13 protein-coding genes are annotated in these 14,949 nt (G+C 51.4%); 7 read left to right on the top strand and 6 right to left on the bottom strand.

The window, feature by feature from the left end:
- Positions 1–65 precede the first annotated feature (65 nt).
- From ACYVAD_RS19380 to ACYVAD_RS19355, 6 genes are all read left to right on the top strand, one after another.
- Positions 66–1,187: an alkaline phosphatase family protein gene (locus tag ACYVAD_RS19380; RefSeq protein WP_461141182.1), complete on the top strand. Its 1,122-nt coding sequence runs from the start codon at positions 66–68 to the stop codon at positions 1,185–1,187.
- A 173-nt stretch (positions 1,188–1,360) separates the two neighbouring features.
- Complete coding sequence (locus ACYVAD_RS19375) at positions 1,361–2,284, top strand: metallophosphoesterase family protein (protein WP_461141181.1); 924 nt, start codon at positions 1,361–1,363, stop codon at positions 2,282–2,284.
- A complete protein-coding gene (locus ACYVAD_RS19370; protein ID WP_461141180.1) occupies positions 2,281–2,829 on the top strand; it encodes an HD domain-containing protein in 549 nt (182 codons plus the stop codon). Before ACYVAD_RS19375 ends, ACYVAD_RS19370 begins: the two co-directional genes overlap by 4 nt.
- 81 nt (positions 2,830–2,910) lie before the next feature.
- A complete protein-coding gene (locus ACYVAD_RS19365) occupies positions 2,911–4,212 on the top strand; it encodes a DUF5690 family protein (protein WP_461141179.1) in 1,302 nt (433 codons plus the stop codon).
- A 43-nt stretch (positions 4,213–4,255) separates the two neighbouring features.
- Positions 4,256–4,582: a nucleotidyltransferase domain-containing protein gene (locus ACYVAD_RS19360; protein WP_461141178.1), complete on the top strand. Its 327-nt coding sequence runs from the start codon at positions 4,256–4,258 to the stop codon at positions 4,580–4,582.
- Positions 4,579–4,968 carry a HEPN domain-containing protein gene (locus ACYVAD_RS19355; RefSeq protein WP_461141177.1) on the top strand — a complete coding sequence of 130 codons (390 nt, stop codon included), beginning with the start codon at positions 4,579–4,581 and terminating at the stop codon, positions 4,966–4,968. Before ACYVAD_RS19360 ends, ACYVAD_RS19355 begins: the two co-directional genes overlap by 4 nt.
- A 6-nt stretch (positions 4,969–4,974) precedes the next feature.
- Here ACYVAD_RS19355 and ACYVAD_RS19350 read toward each other — a convergent pair whose 3' ends face one another.
- Positions 4,975–7,473: a phosphocholine-specific phospholipase C gene (locus tag ACYVAD_RS19350; RefSeq protein ID WP_461141176.1), complete on the bottom strand. Its 2,499-nt coding sequence runs from the start codon at positions 7,471–7,473 to the stop codon at positions 4,975–4,977.
- 386 nt (positions 7,474–7,859) lie between these two features.
- Here ACYVAD_RS19350 and nadE point away from each other — a divergent pair, with 386 nt between their 5' ends.
- Positions 7,860–9,944 (top strand): NAD(+) synthase, encoded by a 2,085-nt coding sequence (gene nadE, locus ACYVAD_RS19345; RefSeq protein ID WP_461141175.1) that lies wholly within the window; start codon positions 7,860–7,862, stop codon positions 9,942–9,944.
- Positions 9,945–10,002: 58 nt separating this feature from the next.
- On the opposite strand, the gene ACYVAD_RS19340 is transcribed toward nadE, so the two are convergent.
- The 5 genes from ACYVAD_RS19340 to ACYVAD_RS19320 all read right to left on the bottom strand — a co-directional run bounded on the left by ACYVAD_RS19340 (position 10,003) and on the right by ACYVAD_RS19320 (position 14,780).
- Entirely contained in the window at positions 10,003–10,512 is a 510-nt protein-coding gene (locus ACYVAD_RS19340; RefSeq protein ID WP_461141174.1) for a hypothetical protein, read from the bottom strand.
- A gap of 113 nt (positions 10,513–10,625) precedes the next feature.
- On the bottom strand, positions 10,626–11,447 hold the full coding sequence (locus ACYVAD_RS19335) for an aldo/keto reductase (RefSeq protein ID WP_461141173.1): 822 nt from the start codon (positions 11,445–11,447) through the stop codon (positions 10,626–10,628).
- Positions 11,448–11,475: 28 nt separating this feature from the next.
- Positions 11,476–12,828, bottom strand: a complete 1,353-nt coding sequence (locus tag ACYVAD_RS19330) for an alpha-L-fucosidase (protein WP_461141172.1) — start codon at positions 12,826–12,828, stop codon at positions 11,476–11,478.
- Positions 12,829–13,049: 221 nt separating this feature from the next.
- Positions 13,050–13,748, bottom strand: a complete 699-nt coding sequence (locus tag ACYVAD_RS19325) for a uracil-DNA glycosylase family protein (protein ID WP_461141171.1) — start codon at positions 13,746–13,748, stop codon at positions 13,050–13,052.
- Positions 13,749–14,048: 300 nt separating this feature from the next.
- Positions 14,049–14,780: a hypothetical protein gene (locus tag ACYVAD_RS19320; protein ID WP_461141170.1), complete on the bottom strand. Its 732-nt coding sequence runs from the start codon at positions 14,778–14,780 to the stop codon at positions 14,049–14,051.
- Positions 14,781–14,949 lie beyond the last annotated feature (169 nt).

Here is a 14,949-nt window from a genome sequence, read left to right as displayed (position 1 = left end):
TTCTGTCCTCCTGATGGTAGCCCGGTGCTGTCGTCAGGAGGACAAAACACGTAATAGACCCGCTCATGAATCGTATACGTCTTTCTTTGTCCTGGCTGATCCTATTCATGAGCGGCTCATTAGTGGCGCAACCGGCTCAGAACGTAATTTTGGTTACGCTGGATGGCGTTCGCTGGCAGGAAGTGTTTGAAGGGGCCGATTCGACGTTGCTGTTTGACCCCGCCTATACGCGCGATACGGCCGCAGCCCGAAAACTGTACTGGAGGCCTACGCCGACCGAACGTCGGGAGCTGGTACTACCATTTCTGTGGAAGACGGTGGGAAAACAGGGACAACTATACGGCAACCGGAGATTGAATAGCCGGATGAACGTAACGAATCCGCACTGGTTCAGTTATCCCGGCTATAATGAAATTCTGAGTGGTTACGCCGACGACCGGATCGACTCCAACGACAAAGTCGATAATCCGAACGTAACGGTTCTCGAATACCTCAATCAGCAACCGAAGCTAAAAGGGAAAGTAGCAGTCTTCTCGTCCTGGGACGTTATCGAAGCTGCCGTCAACGAGAAACGGAGCGGTATCTACGCCAGCTCGGCCAACGAACCAGCGCAACCGCGTACGCAGACCGACTCACTGCTGAGTGACCTCACAACCCTGTACCCGCGTGAGTTCGGCGACGGTGTTCGGGCCGATTTTCTGACCTACTTTACCGCTCGTCAGTACGTAAAGCAGCATCAACCGCGGGTGCTGTTTCTGTCGTTCGATGAAACCGATGACCTGGCCCACGCTGGGCGCTACCTGGATCACTTGAATATGGTGAAGTCGATCGATACGTACCTGGCTGACCTTTGGCAGATGATCCAGCGGATGTCGCAATACGCGGGTAAAACAGCGTTGCTCATCACCACCGACCACGGCCGGGGGCACACGCCCAAGGCACAATGGAAAAGCCACGGCAACAAAACGATGGACTCTTATCAAATATGGCTGGGTGCGCTGGGGGCGGGCGTCGTCACGTCGGGCGTCGCTACGTCGGGCGTGTCCACTTCGGGTGAGCAGAAAGGCGGGCCGCTGCTGTTCCAGAATCAGATTGCGGCCACGCTGGCCCAGCTAATGGGCTATACCTTTACGGCTAACCATCCGGTGGGCGCGCCTATCAATACGGTGATTGGCAGTAACCGGTGACCAAACGCATCTTTGTCCTTTAACCCGTTGCTTATTCAACAAGTTGCCGAGAATACATTAGGTTATTATTGTCCTGCTGACATAGTCAGGCGGCCGGTGCCGAAGCAGGACAAAAAAGCCCGTTTGGCCTGCTCTAAGCTGTTTGTGAATTAGAACTTATTCCTACTACGCCCATGAATCGTAGATCCCTTCTAAAATCAGCGACCTTGCTGCCGCTGGCTACAACGACTGAACTGCTGCCTGCTGCGTCGCAGGCTGCCCGTAAACGGAGCGTCCGCTTTGCTTATCTTGGTGATACGCACATTACGCCCGAGGCTAAACCGATGGACGCCATTGCCAAGTGCTTTCATCACGTGCAGGATCAGAAAGATAAACCGACGTTTATCCTACATGGCGGTGATGTCATCATGGATGCGCTGAAACAGGACCGCGCTGAGGTGCAGAAGCAGTGGGACGCCTGGCACACGGTAGCCAAAGCTAATAACTCGCTGCCCATCGAGTACTGCATCGGCAACCACGACATCTGGGGCTACGAACAGGCGAAAAGCGATCCGGCGTACGGCAAAAAATGGGCCGTCGATCTGATGAAAATTGGTAATCGATACCGTTCATTTGATAAAAATGGCTGGCACTTCGTCATTCTGGATAGCGTACAAACTAAACCCGATGGTGCCTGGTATACAGGAAATATCGACCCGGAACAGATGGATTGGCTGAAACAGGATCTGGCGAAAACGAGTAAAAATACGCCGGTGCTGATCCTGTCGCACATTCCGATCTTTAGTCCGACGGGTTTCTTTAGTGAATCAAACGTCAAGGATGGTATGTGGGGAATTTCGGCGGGGCTGGTTTTGTCAAACACCCCCGAATTGCTGAAACTGTTTTACCAGTACCCGAATGTAAAAGCAGCTCTGAGTGGGCACATGCACTTGTTGGATCGGGTCGATTACAATAATGTTACGTATTTCTGCAACGGTGCCGTGAGCGGCAACTGGTGGAAAAGCGATATGTACCAGCAGACCAAAGCGGGGTACGCCCTGTTTGATCTGTACGACGATGGCACCGTAGAACGAACCTTTGTGCATTACAGCGAATGAGTCAGCCCGTTTCAGAACAGATTAAGGCTTTGTTCGCCCAAAGTGGCGATGAGGCTTACTTCGGAGAGCCAGTCACTCAGCTTGAACACGCCCTGCAATGCGCCCTGCTGGCCGAGCAGGCGGGAGGGGATGCCGACACCATCCTGGCGGCTTTGCTGCATGACATTGGTCACTTGTTGCCCGCCGATAACGGCTACATGGATGGCTACGGGACCATCGATCACGAGCGGCTGGGCGCTGACTATCTGCGGGGGCTGGGGTTCTCCGAAAAAACGGCGCAACTGATCGAGCACCACGTCAACGCCAAGCGATACCTGACGTTCAAAAACCCGAGTTACTTTGCTCGCTTGTCGGATGCAAGCCTGAAAACGCTGGAGTTTCAGGGGGGACCAATGACTGCCGACGAAGCGGCCGATTTTGAGGACAATCCCTACATGAAAGGAATTCTACAGATGCGCGTCTGGGATGAGCAGGCCAAGATTCCTGGTTTGCCGACGCCCGACATCGCGTATTATCTGGCCCTGTGGCTGCCGAAAAACCAATAGAGTTAGGGTTTCTGGCCAGTGGACTGTAGTTTGTACGCTAAAGATTCCGGCTCATTTGTCATTGCTGTACCAATTAACTGGATGCGCTTTCTCCGACACCCGACCGTTTTTGTTTTGTTCGGCGCCGTAGCCGCTTTCTGTACATACGCCTGCATGTATGCCTTCCGTAAAGGAATTACGGCCGTTACGTTCGAAGGCGTTGCCTTCGCGGGAATAAACTACAAGATCTGGCTGATCACAGCGCAGGTGCTGGGTTATGCGGTTTCCAAACGGATCGGGGTCAAAGTCGTATCGGAGATGTCGCCGGGGCGTCGGGCGCTGAATATTCTGCTATTTGTCGGCTTTGCCGAGCTAGCCCTGCTGGGTTTCGCCCTGGTGCCCGCCCCCTGGAATATCGTTTTTCTGTTTCTGAACGGACTGCCGTTGGGAATGGTGTACGGCATCATGCTGGGCTTCCTGGAAGGACGGCGGCAGACCGATGCGCTGATGGCTGGACTAACAGCCTCGTTTATTTTCGCGTCGGGTTTTGTCAAGACCGTGGCGCTGACTATCCGGGCCGATTGGGGCGTGTCGGAGTTCTGGCTGCCGTTTGTGACAGGAGCTTTGTTCGTAATTCCGCTGCTGATCTCCGTTTATGCGCTGACCTTATTACCACCGCCAAACAACGAAGATCAGGCGTTACGAACGGAACGTAAACCCATGAACGCGCACGAACGAAAAGCGTTTGTCCGGAACTTCGGGCCAGGACTGGTATTGCTACTGATCTCTTACGTATTGCTGTCGGCCTTCCGTGACTTCCGTGACAACTTCGGCCCTGAGATTCTTCGGGATGCGGGCGTATCGAATCCGGGTATTTTTGCCAAAACGGAAACCTTGGTCGCCGTGGGCGTGCTGGTCGTGATGGCATTGCTGCAACGGGTGACGAACAACTTCCGGGCGTTTGCCTTGCTGAACGGGATTATGCTGTTTGGCGGTCTGCTGGTTGGTATCAGCACCTGGGGTTACAGCGCCGGCATGCTCTCGACGGGTACCTGGTTTCTGCTGACAGGCTTAGGACTCTACATGGGCTACGTGCCTTGCAACGGACTGTATTTTGAACGGCTGGTTGCTTCCTTTCGCTACGTTAGTACAGTGGGTTTTATCGTGACGCTGGCCGACTACTACGGATACATGGGTAGTGTAGCGGTACTGCTGTACAAAAACTTTGGCCAGTCGTCAATCAGCTATCTCGCTTTCTTTATCAACGGCGCTTATATACTGGCCGCCCTGTATAGCGGTCTGGTTATTACGTCGTTTCTGTATTTTCGAAAGCGTTATCAAACCGAGCTTGTGCGGCCGGAAACGCAGTCCGACCAAATGACATCGCCTACGTTGCTCAGTTGACTGAATCCGGAAGAAGATGTTACTTTGCTCAAAATCAGACGTTATGATCAGTCCCGTCGTTGAACCCATCATCCGTGAATTTAAAGAGGCCTTACAAGGCTTGTATGGCGATCGGTTACGCGATGTAGTGCTGTACGGTTCATACGCTCGTGGTGACTACAACAGTGAATCTGACGTTGACCTGATGGTCGTGCTAAACGACGACAAAGTAAATACCTATGCTGAAATCCGTCGCATAGCAGAGCTGGAGGCTACTTTCCTGCTTAACTATGGGTTAGTCATATCTCCGCTGCCGGTTTCCTGTAAGAACTACCTGATGTCTTTCGGACCTGTGTATCAGGAAGCGCGTAGAGAAGGCGTTGTACTATGAAAGAACATATTACTCGGTTTCTTGACCATGCTGAAACGGCTTTGGAAGATGCAGAGTATCTGTATGAAGACGGCCGCGTATTAGCCTTGGCAAACCGAGCGTATTACGCTATTTTTTACTGTGTTTCTGCACTTCTGGCTTCAGAAGGAGTTTATACCAAGAAGCACTCTGCCGCTCGGGCCAAGTTTAGCGAGTTGTTCGTGAAAACAAACCGATTTGATATGCATGCCAGTAAAATTGTTGGCAACAGCTTTGCCGCTCGCCAAGCTGCGGATTATGATATGGAAGCGTATCTGGATGAACTAGATGCTAAGTTGCTACTTGATGACGCTCGCCACTTTTTCACGTTGACAACAGCGTACTTTCTGCAGCACCCCACGATGTAGTATTCGCTACGCCGTAACTACAAAACCCATCGCCGGATCGCTGATACTGATTTCGCCCGTTTCGACCCGACCAGCGTAGCGTTGCTCGAACGTAGCGTCGTCTTCAATCCGAATACTGAAATCGTACCATCCCTGGGTTTTTCCCAGGTTGAATTGTACCTTGACTAGCTCAGTGCTGAGCGACTTTTCCTGTGAGCCGTATTGGTACGCGTTGTCGGTTATCGTAACCAAGCTGGCGGCTGGCCCGGTCAGTTGGAATGTCAGACCGGCAACTCGTTTGGGAATCAACAGCATATCATCACATTGAATCTGTACCGACGAACTGGCTGGATTGCCCATGAATTCCCGGAAAAAACCATTGGGACCGTACACCCGGAAATGATAGGTGCTGCCGTTGGCAACCGGCCAGGCATCGGTGAGCGTGTCGCCGGGTGAAACGGCGTAATCGCGCACGGAATGATCGGCCATATTGTAAACCATGAATGGCGATCCGGCGGAGGCTTTGCCAAAGCGCTTGCTCCGGGCCGAAAGAGTAATCTGATACGCTTTTTTGTCGGTGCTTAGTTTGCCGTCGGCGACAAGCTCATAGGGAAGGGCATTGGCCAGGCGCGTGCCGCTTTCCTGTTGGACCAGCTTAGCCGGGCTCTTCTGCTGATTGATCTGCTTGATTTCTTCTTCGCTCAACGCCTGGAAGTTGCTCGGTACGTCCTTGAACTTCGCCTTGTGCACACTTTCGATGAACGGCTCTTTAGCGACAAACGTCGGCAGCGAAATCGACTCGCCGTTGTACGGGCGGAACACTGATGTCAGATCACCACAAACAGTTCGGCGCCATGCGCTGATGTTGGTTTCGCGGACATCTTCTTTTGCCTTTTGACTCAGAAAACCTTCCAGGAACTGGAGCACCGACGTATGATCAAATACTTCTGAACAGACGTAACCGCCCCGGCTCCAGGGGGAAGCAATGACCATCGGCACCCGGTAGCCCAGGCCAATAGCACTGGCTCGCGAGCTTTTCTGGGCGTCATTGACCGGCCGGGCCATTTCCTGCTCCAGCGTTACGTGCTCCGTCCGTGTGTCGATGCCTTTTGAAACCAAACCTGTTTCGGGACGATTGGGGTGAGGAGCTACGAAAGGAGGTATATGATCGAAATACCCGTCGTTTTCGTCGTAAGTCAGGATAAAGATTGTTTTCTTCCAGACCTCCGGATTTTGGGTCAGGATATCCAGCATTTCCGACAGATACCAGGCACCGTACCAGGGGGCACTTGGGTGATCGGAGAAGTTTTCTGGCGCGACAACCCATGACACAGTAGGCAAGGTGCCTTTTTCAACGTCCGTCCGGAACCGATGCAGAATGTCACCTTTGGGTAGCGTAATGGTTCGGCTCTCAGCTCCATCCTGATACGTAAACGTACCCAGTTTTCGGTAATCTGGATCGCCACTATTGGTGGCAAATGCGTTTCGGTGCAGAGCCTGCTCGCGGGGCGAAAGCTGATCGACGGATTTGGTTGGCTGATTAGCTTCCTTCGTCAGGTATACTAGCTGCTCTTTCTTTTGACGAAGCGTGCGCCGGGCACTTTTGCCATCAGGCGTCGTTTCTGGTAGCGCATTGACCTTGTCCTCCAGCGCCTTAATTTCGCTGGGTAGTTTTTGGAGCTGATCGGCGCGGAACTGCCGGTAGCTGTCGGCAGCTTTGACGTTGTATTGCGAAAACCATTCGAGGGGATTATCCGAAAAATTAGCGAGCCAGGAATCCTCCTCGCCCGTTAGTCCGCTCGACAGATTAATTTCATTCTGATACACCCGCCAGGAAATGCCGTTATCTTCCAGGTGTTCCGGGAACGTGGGCCAACTGGCCAGCCGGTCATAATCCAGTTCTTCGTTGCGAACGCGGGCATGTGCAGTCGCGTCTTCGCGAATGGTGCCACTCCAGAGGTAGGATCGGTTAGGCGTAGTACCCGTTAGCGACGAACAGAAATGCTGATCGCAAACCGTGAACGCGTCGGCCAGGGCGTAATAAAAAGGAAGGTCTTCACGGTTGTAATAGCCCAGCGTGAGCGGCATGTCGGCGTAGTCGGCGTGACCCGACGCTTTCGACTCCAGCCAGCGGTCGTATTTGCCGCCGTTACGGGCATCAACCTGGTTCGTCCACGAGTGGGGCAGCGAGCTCATCCAGGTAGCCTTCGTATCTTTCAGATTTAGCCGAAAAGGCGCGTACGTTTTACCCGCGTCATTCGTCTGTAGCCAGACTTTGTTTTGATTGGGCAGCGTAATAGCTCGTGGATCGTTGAAGCCCCGAACCCCCCGCAGGGTGCCGTAGCAATGATCAAACGACCGGTTTTCCTGCATCAGAATAACCACGTGTTCGGCGTCAAGGTACGTACTGCCGGGGGCGGGTGCGATAGACAGCGCTTTCTGAATGGAATCGGGCAGATGATCCAGTAATCCTGCACTACCGGCCAGTAGAGCCGCTTTCTTCAAAAAATCCCGTCGGTTATCCATACGTCTATCGGTTGAACAAGTACAGACAAAAATACGAACTCTGTCAGGTAGTTAACAGCTTGCGTGTGGGTTTTAACAAAAGCGTAACGTAATCATAAACAGAAAGCGATACGTTTCTTTCAGCCAAATAGAAGAGTGGTTAGGATACTTTTTTTTGGGATTTCTAGGTATAAACTAATCTCCACGAAGAGGCTCGCTTAACGCTACTTTGCTTTGAAATCCTGTCATAAAGAAAAACGAGTGCCCCTATGGTCTGTTTTCTGGATTCCTGAACTTATTCGATAAACCCATTTGTCGATCATCCTTGTTATCTATGTACTCGGTTATTGGCTGGTGTTGGCGATGTTCGTTCGCTCTGCTACCTTTTTACTCATTCGCTTTTATTCATGAAACTACTTAAAGTTGCCGCTGGCGTACTCAACCAAACTCCTCTCGATTGGGAGCACAATAAACAGAATATCATTAATGCGATCGAAGAAGCACAGCGACAGAAAATAAGTCTGCTGTGTCTGCCGGAGCTTTGTATTTCGGGCTATGGCTGCGAAGATGCGTTCTTCGCCCAGAATACCGTCGATCAATCGATTACCTCCCTGCTAGAGATTGTTGAGCATACGGGTGACATAGCTGTGGCGCTGGGTTTACCGCTTCGGCACAACAACCGTTTGTTCGACGTAGCCTGCCTGATTGCTAACAAGCGGATTCAGGGATTTGCCGTGAAGCAGTACATGGCCAATAACGGGATCCACTATGAATCGCGCTGGTTTCAGCCCTGGACGCCCTACGTTCGGGATGAGATCAAAATAGGCGAGTTCATGTATCCATTCGGGGATGTTGTCTTTGATCTGTCTGGTATCCGAATCGGGTTTGAAATCTGCGAGGATGCCTGGATTGCCAACCGCCCCGGTCGGATGCTGTACGAGCGGGGCGTTGATATCATCCTCAACCCCACGGCCAGTCACTTCTCATTCTTCAAATCGCAGGTACGCGAACGGTTCGTCGTCGATGGGTCGCGGGCCTTTGGGGTCAGTTACGTTTATGCTAACCTGCTGGGAAATGAAGCGGGCCGTGCCATTTACGACGGCGATGCGATGGTGGCTTCTAACGGCGAATTACTCGTATCGGGGGCTCGACTGAGCTACGAAGATCTGGTAATCGTTCCCGCCGTTGTCGACGTAGAAGCGACCCGGCTGAGTCAGGTTCAGAACCGGGGTAATCTAGCGCTGGCCTACCCGAACCTACGGGTAACAAATACGTTCGATTGGCCGGAAATTGCGCCTGTTGTTCAACATCCTGAGCTCGAAGCCTGGGAGCGGGGGGGCTATCTGAAAGAAGAAGAATTTGCCCGGGCCGTCGCCTTAGGGTTGTTTGATTACTTACGCAAAAGTCGGTCTCAGGGCTACGTCTTGTCGCTGTCGGGTGGAGCCGATTCGTCGGCGATTGCGTCCACGGTCTTTCTAATGATCCGGATGGCCGTCGAGAACCTGGGCCTTGATGGCGTCAAGAAAAAGCTGGGCTACATCAAAGCCATTCAGGACTGCAAAACCGCTGAGGAAATCATTGGTAAATTGCTAACGGTGATGTACCAGGGGACCGAAAACTCATCGGATGATACGTTCCGTTCGGCGAAAGAACTGGCGGATGATATTGGCGCTAAATTTTTGAATATCAATGTTAACGGTCTAGTCGAGACGTATCGGGGTTTGATCGAACAGCAGCTCGGCCGGGAGCTGTCGTGGGATACTGATGATCTGGCGCTGCAAAATATTCAGGCGCGGGTACGTGCCCCAAGTATCTGGATGCTGGCTAACATCAACAATGCATTGCTGCTAAGTACGTCGAATCGATCAGAGGCAGCCGTTGGCTACGCAACCATGGATGGCGATACAGCAGGCAGCATTAGTCCAATTACAGGCATCGATAAGCATTTCCTGCGGGGATGGCTACGCTGGCTCGAAACAGTAGGGCTCAACGTCAAGAATGCACCGGAGCCAACGGATCGAACCAGTCTGGCAGCCGCATCGGAGGTTCCCGACCGACTTATCAAAATCAGCGGGCTGCAGGCTGTTAATAACCTGCAACCAACGGCCGAGCTGCGGCCGCTGGACCGGAAGCAGACCGACGAAGACGATCTGATGCCGTATGACGTATTGAACTCCATTGAGATAGCCGCAATCCGCGATAAGCAGCCGCCCGTAGAGGTATTGAAGCAAATAGAGGTGCGTTACGCTGGGCAGTATGATCGGGACACACTACTGGTGTGGGTGGAGCGTTTCTTCAAACTTTGGAGTCGGAACCAGTGGAAACGCGAGCGGTACGCGCCATCATTTCATCTGGACGATCATAACCTCGATCCTCGGTCCTGGTGCCGCTTCCCGATCCTATCGGGGGGATATGAAAAAGAACTGGCCGAGATGCGCGACTGGGCAACCGATCAGAAACCAAACAGCCGCAAAGGCAAGATTGGTTTCTAAATACAACGGGGCCGTGATTACGTCAATCACGGCCCCGCTGCTTTTAGGAAGGAACTGATTAGTCTTTCTTCGCAAAGGCATCGTAGACCAGGCCAGCGGCCAGCGCATAAACGGCGTGGTGGACGACATCGATACCGATTGTTTTGGGTTCTTCTTCCGTGATGGGCGGGGCAAGTTTGAGACTAGGCAGCATGACCTGCTCAGCGCCCCAGATCGCAGCAAAGTGAGCTAGTGTCGCAGGGGCTCCCGTTACGCCGGCTAGCCCCAGGACGGCCCGCGCCAGCCCCCAGCTGGTACCGTAGGCCCAGTGTACCCCCTGCGATGCCGTTTGCTTATCCGTGTTGGTTTCTTTGGCGATATTCGTATGGAACACTTTAGACGCTGCATCAACCGGCGTGTTACTCGGCTTCCGGCCCGTGATTTTCATCTCGATAGCCTGCGAGATAGTAATCGCAACGGTTCCGGCCAGGCCAGCTAACAGACCAATACCCACCGCTTTACCTAGTTTCTCTGCTGGAGTGGTGCGGTCGAATACGTTTAGTTTGTCGAGTATTTTCGAAGTTTTCATGGTCGTTGAGTTATTGATTTTCCTTAACTACCAACTTCGGGCCAGAAGGTTTATTTATCTAATTATCTGGTTAAATCGAGTTCAGGCTCTAGTCTAGCTGCTTCATAATAGGCTCACAAGGCGACTATCAACCCCGCCATTTTCTCCCGCGTCTTTGCGTCAGGTAGGGGGCCAAAGCCCGCTCGGGCGTTATCGGCCATGTGTTCCGGCTTGCTGGTGCCGGGTATGACACACGTAACGGCCGGATGCGCCAGGAGAAACTTAAGGAAAAACTGACCCCAGCTCTCAATGGTGTACTCTTTTGCCCAGTCGGGTAGTTGTTTACCGCGTACTTTAGCGAATAGGCCACCTTCGCCCAGGGGGCGATTAATGAGCGTAGCAACACCATGATCAGCAGCCGCAGCTAGTAGTCGTTTCTCGGCATTACGGGAAACGATGGAGTAATTAAACTGGACAAAATCGACCGGTGTCTTCGATAGAATCTGCTCCAGGTTGTCGTGCATGGAGTCGGTGTAGTGCGTAATGCCAATGTACCGAATCTTACCGGATGCTTTCCAGTCGTTTAAGGTAGCCAAGTGCGTTTTCCAGTCAACCAGGTTATGAATCTGCATCAAATCCATTGTTTGCCGACGCATGAGTTTGAACGATTCGTCCATTTGACGAATTCCGGCTTCCCGGCCCTGCGTCCACACCTTGGTCGCGTAGAAAAACTGGTTTTCTAGGCCCGAGCCGTCTGTCAGCTCGCCAACTACGGCTTCGGATCGGCCGTACATGGGCGAGCTGTCAATCAGCGAACCACCGGACCGATGCAGCATTTGTAAAACCTGCTTCAGCGGTTCTTTAGCCGCGGGCGTAGCCGCGTCAAATGTTTGCCACGTACCCAGCCCCACAACAGGCAAGGCTTCTTTAGTAGAAGGAATCAAGCGAGTGAGCATGTTGCAAAGGGAAGTCAGATAAAGCTTTTTATTTCTTGATACTCTCTCCAGCCATCTCTAGTTCGACAATCGTGTCGATCGCATCGGCTGCTGGTACGTTGGCTAATGTCAGGATAACGCCCTCGGGAGACTGGGTAATTTTCACCGGACTTTTGTCGGAGAAGAGTTTGGCCGAACGGATTTTACCGCTCATAGCGGGGAGGCTGAGCTGGCGGTCGGGCCAGTCCAGAATATGGACGTATACCTTGTTACCCTTGGCGGTGGTGACGCCCCAGTCGTGGGCGCTGATCGGGCCACCGCGGGTACCGTAAACCGTTTCGCCGTTCTGTTGCATCCACTGTCCCATTTCGGCTAAGGTGTTGACAAATTCGGGCTGGATTTTCCCGTTCGGCATAGGACCAACGTTCAAGAGGAAATTCGCGTTGTTGCCCGCGGCTTTTACCAAATAACGGACCAATTCTTTCGTGCTTTTGTAACGGGAATCCTTGATGTTGAATCCCCAGTTGCCATTCATCGTTTCGCAGGTTTCGAGAGGCAACTGGCTGATGGTCTGCTCGACATTGAAACCGGTTGTTTTTGCGCCGGGTAAGTCTTTTTCGAACATCTGAAAATCCTCGCCGGGTAGGGGCGTTACGTGGTGATTGTTACCAATCAGTGCGGCTGGCTGTAGTTTGTGAATTAGGCTATACGTACGGTCGAGGTGCCAGTCAATGTTGGGTTTGATGAGTTCGCCGTTCGCTTTTGAGGTCTGATCCCACCAGCCGTCGAACCAGATGCCGCCAATGGGACCGTAGTTGGTTAGTAGCTCGGTTAACTGCGTGTCCATGTACGACAGGTACTTGTTAAAATCACCGGATTCAGGCCGACCCAGGTTCTGCCCGGTACGGCCCCGTGGGTAATAATCCGGATGGTGCCAATCGAGGTGGGAGTGATAAAAGAATAATTTGATGCCCTGCGCCCGGCACTCATCAGCCAGCGCTTTTAATACGTCCTTTTTGTACGGGGTCCGATCAACGATGTCGTAGTCAGATACTTTGGAATCATACATGGCAAAACCATCATGGTGTTTGCTGGTGATGGTGATGTATTTCATTCCGGCATTTTTGGCCATCGAAACCCAGGCTTTTGCATCAAACTCCGTTGGGTTGAAAAACGTAGCCAGTCGTTCGTAATCTTTGACGGGGATACTGCGATTATTCATGACCCATTCACCGTCGCCCAGAATACTATATACTCCCCAGTGAATAAACAACCCGAATTTGTCGTCCTGAAAAGCTTTACGGGCTGCCAGATTTTCGGCGGCAGGCTGGTAATTGGTCTGGGCGAGTACAGGTAGGGTGAAGAGGATAAAACAGGCGAAAAACAAGCGTTTGAAAGTCATCGGAAGCTGATTTAGGACAACAAAAGAAGTCTATTCAGTCCGTATTTTACTTCTTATAACGTAACGATTACCAAGAACGTAGTGACCTTCGCTGTTGCATTCCTGCGAACGCTGGGAGCTTACCTGAGCCGCTTTAGACAAAAATATAGTCAACTTCGCCATTGCAATGGAGTTGACTTCTAGTAACAGCCGGTATAAAAAAAGCTCGCGCGAGCCTTTTTTTAAGCAGGTTCCAGGCAGTCGTGCAGTGTCTGAATGTAGCGTTCGAGGTAAACGGGGATGTCTTTGGTTTTGTACTGGAGAATATAGCGCGGGTGATCGAGCGTAACGATCCGTCCGAAAAAGCCCTGCTGATCGTTGAGTCGCTTCAGATACGTTTCGTTCTTCCGGCCCAGGCAAACGGCCACACGCTGATCGGCGCCAAACGTGAGCTGCGTCCGAACGGTTTCGGTAATAGCTGGCCACAGGGTCTGGGTCGTGACGCGATCGTCGTAGAAATTGTAATTCTTCGGTCCGCCGTTGCGGCCATCCTTTGTCAGCGCCAGCGGGAAGAGTGATGTCAGAAAAAACCGCCCGTAAAATTCCTGCGCACCACCCAGTGCTTCGATAGTCTGGTAAATAAACCGGCTCGACAACTCGGGCGTGTCTCGTAAATCGTTTTCAATGCCACAGTACCGGCGAAGGTTCTGGGGCGTGGTAAACGAAATGCCTGTGACGCCCGCCCCGAACCGTCCGGGATTAATGCCCAGCACAAAAACGCGCGGATTCGTGTCGGAATAGAACTTGGTATAAAATGCATCGACGATCTGCCGGACGGCGGGTGCTTCGTAGGGATTCATCACCCCAACGCCCGGCGGCAGCGTAGTAGGGGCCGTCAGCGAGTTATAATACGGGATAGCGCGGTCGGCGAAAGTGGTCATTGTGATTGTCAATTAACGCGAATAACAGTAATTCCCCGAATGATAATGGTCGGCAGTAGATAGACGGCTGTAACTTCCTCACCCTCATGTTGGGCAGGTAACCATTTAACGTCCTTATACGCCAGCATATAGGTTTGTTGAACCAAGTACAGCAAATGAGCACCAACTCACCAATAATCCGCTCGGCTTCTGGCTTAGGCGTTTCCTGAACGAACACCAATAGAGGAAATGAATGCCAAGCGCACACAATACCGACATCTTAGGCATTATTTCAGTAGGTCCGACTGTTCTTATAACCTTCTATAGCTTTTGCTTCTTCAAGTATTGCATAAAGGTTGACTTCTTCAATCCATTTGGTATTGAGTTGTCGTATAGCAACTTGATTGCCATTATATCAGCCTCTGGTATTACTGCCGGGATTGAATCTACTTCTTCAAACTCGTCAATACTGTCATACAAACGCACTCCAAGCAGATGATCTTCCTTCCATAATTTTTTTGAGTGTCCCGACAGACCTAACGCATGACAGAATTCATGGCGCAAAACCAAACCTCTTAATCTTCCTTTTAATGCTGGGCTTACATACAATTTAGCCTTAGTTAGGCGATCTGAAAATGAAAACGTGGGATAAGTAAATCCATTGACATCGATACCCAATGTTCCTTGCTTTTCTCTTTCGAAATCCTGTTGTAAAGTCGGAAAATAGACAAATACATTAGCCTGGTCTGATACTAATGCTATTTTATCCTTACCTATTATATCTGATACTTCCCGCACAATAGTTTGTACATCCAGCCTGTCAGCTTCGCTACAAGCGCCAACAATCGTGACGGCTATTTTCTCGTCCCATTTCTTGATCTTGTCTGGATACCCGAAAGCTACATCCGAGAAATACGAAAGTTGTTCATTTGAATATTTCCTCAAGTTTACGGTTGAGGAAAGGCTGACCGTTTCACTTCGCCAGTAGAGAACGCATGCTATCAGAAAACAAACACCGAGAATTAACTGCCCGAAATTTTTACGTAGGTTCATATCAAGTATGTATTTCCCGATCTACAATTTGATCGGTTTAGGAAGTGCTATTGGGCAACAATTATAAAATAAAGCTATATTCTATAGTAATAAAAAAGTTAAGAGTGTGTTGGGGAATCTAAAAAGCTGGTAGTCAGGTCAACTTTGTAGCGACCAAGCAACAAAAGCA

The organism is Spirosoma pomorum (assembly GCF_054776615.1).
Note: the sequence above shows the minus strand (reverse complement) of the source record. Positions and strands in the feature narration are given on the sequence as shown.

Bases quoted from the DNA above. Each gene is read 5' to 3' on its own strand.
- ACYVAD_RS19380 (WP_461141182.1), top strand. From the start codon at position 66: ATGAATCGTATACGTCTTTCTTTGTCCTGGCTGATCCTATTCATGAGC.
- ACYVAD_RS19375 (WP_461141181.1), top strand. From the start codon at position 1,361: ATGAATCGTAGATCCCTTCTAAAATCAGCGACCTTGCTGCCGCTGGCT.
- ACYVAD_RS19370 (WP_461141180.1), top strand. From the start codon at position 2,281: ATGAGTCAGCCCGTTTCAGAACAGATTAAGGCTTTGTTCGCCCAAAGT.
- ACYVAD_RS19365 (WP_461141179.1), top strand. From the start codon at position 2,911: ATGCGCTTTCTCCGACACCCGACCGTTTTTGTTTTGTTCGGCGCCGTA.
- ACYVAD_RS19360 (WP_461141178.1), top strand. From the start codon at position 4,256: ATGATCAGTCCCGTCGTTGAACCCATCATCCGTGAATTTAAAGAGGCC.
- ACYVAD_RS19355 (WP_461141177.1), top strand. From the start codon at position 4,579: ATGAAAGAACATATTACTCGGTTTCTTGACCATGCTGAAACGGCTTTG.
- ACYVAD_RS19350 (WP_461141176.1), bottom strand. From the start codon at position 7,473: ATGGATAACCGACGGGATTTTTTGAAGAAAGCGGCTCTACTGGCCGGT.
- nadE (WP_461141175.1), top strand. From the start codon at position 7,860: ATGAAACTACTTAAAGTTGCCGCTGGCGTACTCAACCAAACTCCTCTC.
- ACYVAD_RS19340 (WP_461141174.1), bottom strand. From the start codon at position 10,512: ATGAAAACTTCGAAAATACTCGACAAACTAAACGTATTCGACCGCACC.
- ACYVAD_RS19335 (WP_461141173.1), bottom strand. From the start codon at position 11,447: ATGCTCACTCGCTTGATTCCTTCTACTAAAGAAGCCTTGCCTGTTGTG.
- ACYVAD_RS19330 (WP_461141172.1), bottom strand. From the start codon at position 12,828: ATGACTTTCAAACGCTTGTTTTTCGCCTGTTTTATCCTCTTCACCCTA.
- ACYVAD_RS19325 (WP_461141171.1), bottom strand. From the start codon at position 13,748: ATGACCACTTTCGCCGACCGCGCTATCCCGTATTATAACTCGCTGACG.
- ACYVAD_RS19320 (WP_461141170.1), bottom strand. From the start codon at position 14,780: ATGAACCTACGTAAAAATTTCGGGCAGTTAATTCTCGGTGTTTGTTTT.